General features: G+C 49.9%; 2 protein-coding genes. Both read left to right on the forward strand.

Translation table 11 applies throughout. The annotated features are described in order from the left end of the window. A partial coding sequence (locus MD536_RS20905; RefSeq protein WP_239603741.1) for a hypothetical protein occupies window positions 1-1,290 on the forward strand: 1,290 nt, incomplete at its 5' end. Between the two features lie 37 nt (window positions 1,291-1,327). Further along, window positions 1,328-1,972, forward strand: a 645-nt coding sequence (locus tag MD536_RS20910; protein WP_239603742.1) for a DUF6443 domain-containing protein, incomplete at its 3' end; no start/stop codon positions are given.

Consider the following 1,972-nt stretch of genomic DNA (forward strand, 5'->3'; position numbering starts at 1 on the left):
GCCAAAACAGAAAAGCGCCTGCAGCAGCAAAGTAAAAAATACCTGGCACGGATCAAGAAACAGGAGCAAAAACTATACAAGGCATTGTATAAAAAGGATAGTGCACAGGCTAGGGCCTTGTTTGGCAATATTGATTCGGTGTATGCACAGATGGAGCAATCCACTGCTACCCTTGCAAAAACCAGCGGTCCCCGACAGCAGTATTACCAGGGGCGGCTGGACAGTGTACAAACATCTCTTCGCTTCCTGGCACAGGAACAACTGCCAGGGGTACAAGCCAAACTACCCAAGCAGCTTCCCTCAGCTTTGGGTTCCTACAACCAACTGCAAAACCAGTTAACGCAATCCACGTACCTGGAGCAACAACTGCTGGAACGGCGACAACAACTCCTGCAGCAATTATCCAACTCTGGATTGGGTAAGCAGTTGCAAGCGTACCAACAACAGGTACAGTATTACCAACAACAATTGCGGCAGGCAAAAGAACTGCTGGAGCAGCCCGATAAACTGGCAAGGCAACTACTGGCGTATGCTACTAAGCTTCCCTTGTTCCGCTCTTTTATGGAGAAGCACAGTGCGTTTGCAGCCATCTTCCCGCAGCCGGATCCTATTGTAAGTTTAACCACGCCCGGTAGTATGCAGACGCGTTCTGCCTTGCAAACGCAGATGGGTAGTACACTGGGAACAGCAAATCCACAAGCCGCCTTACAACAAGGGATGGGGCAGGCGGAAGAACAATTACAATCCCTCAAGGACAAACTCTCGGCTGGCAGTTTTGGTGATGCCAGTGAAATGCCCACCACCAAAACCAACGAAGAGAAAACCCGCAGTTTGTGGAAGCGCCTGGAATGGGGTGGTAACCTGCAAAGTGCCCGCGCTACCAACTTTTTTCCAACTACGAGCGACCTGGGCTTAAGTCTGGGTTACAAACTCAATAGTAAAAGTGTAGTAGGTGTCGGCGCCAGTTACAAACTTGGCTGGGGCAGTGATTGGCGCAATGTTCGTATGACGCATGAAGGCGTAGGCTTGCGGAGCTTTTTAGACTGGCGCTTAAAGGGGAGCTTTTGGGTGAGTGGGGGCGCAGAACTCAACCATCGCCAGCGCATTGAGGACCTGGGGCTGTTGAAAGAACCGGGCAACTGGCAACAGAGTGCACTGATCGGCATCACCCGAAAGTTCAAAGTGGGCAAAATGAAAACCGATGCCCGATTGCTCTATGATTTTTTATGGCGACAACAAGTACCCCGTACCCAACCTGTAGTGTTCCGGGTAGGCTATACGATCAAATAACAGGAACCATTAAACCTTATTCTATTTACCTGCTAGTATGAACCATATGCACCAGACGTTTATCAGACTCACTGCTTTTTTACTTACTTGCTGCGTTGTTCTTCCCAACCGAACTGCTGCGCAAACACCGATTAATTTTGTGCGTAGCTGGGAGGCACTGACGCCTCAGACCGACCCTGCAACGCTTAGTAGTAAACCGGTTCGCGAAGTGCGGCAGACGACTGAATACATCGATGGGTTAGGCAGACCGATCCAAACGGTAGTGAAACAGGGCAGCCTGAATACGGCAGCGGGGCATACCCAGGCCTATGATCTGGTGAGTCCGGTGGAATACGATGTCTTGGGTCGACAGGAGAAGCAATACCTGCCCTTCGTCGCGCACAGCAATATCAGTGGTAGTGCCTCCCCTACAGATGGTTCGTACAAAAGCAATGCGTTGCTACAGCAGAACTGGTTTTACTCCAACAGCAATACCTTGAGTCCAATTTATGGGCAAGGGGATACGAAGTATTACAGCCAAACGGTGTTTGAAGCTTCGCCACTTAATCGGGTGGACAAACAAATGGCACCGGGAGAATCCTGGGTAGGTGCAGGAAGAGGAGTGGAATCAAAACGTTATTTTAATACTGCTGCGGATGCAATTAGAATTTGGAATGTGACTGAACAAGCAGGCTTCGGAAAA

This window comes from Flavihumibacter cheonanensis (assembly GCF_022352215.1).
Taxonomy (GTDB): Bacteria; Bacteroidota; Bacteroidia; order Chitinophagales; family Chitinophagaceae; genus Flavihumibacter; species Flavihumibacter cheonanensis.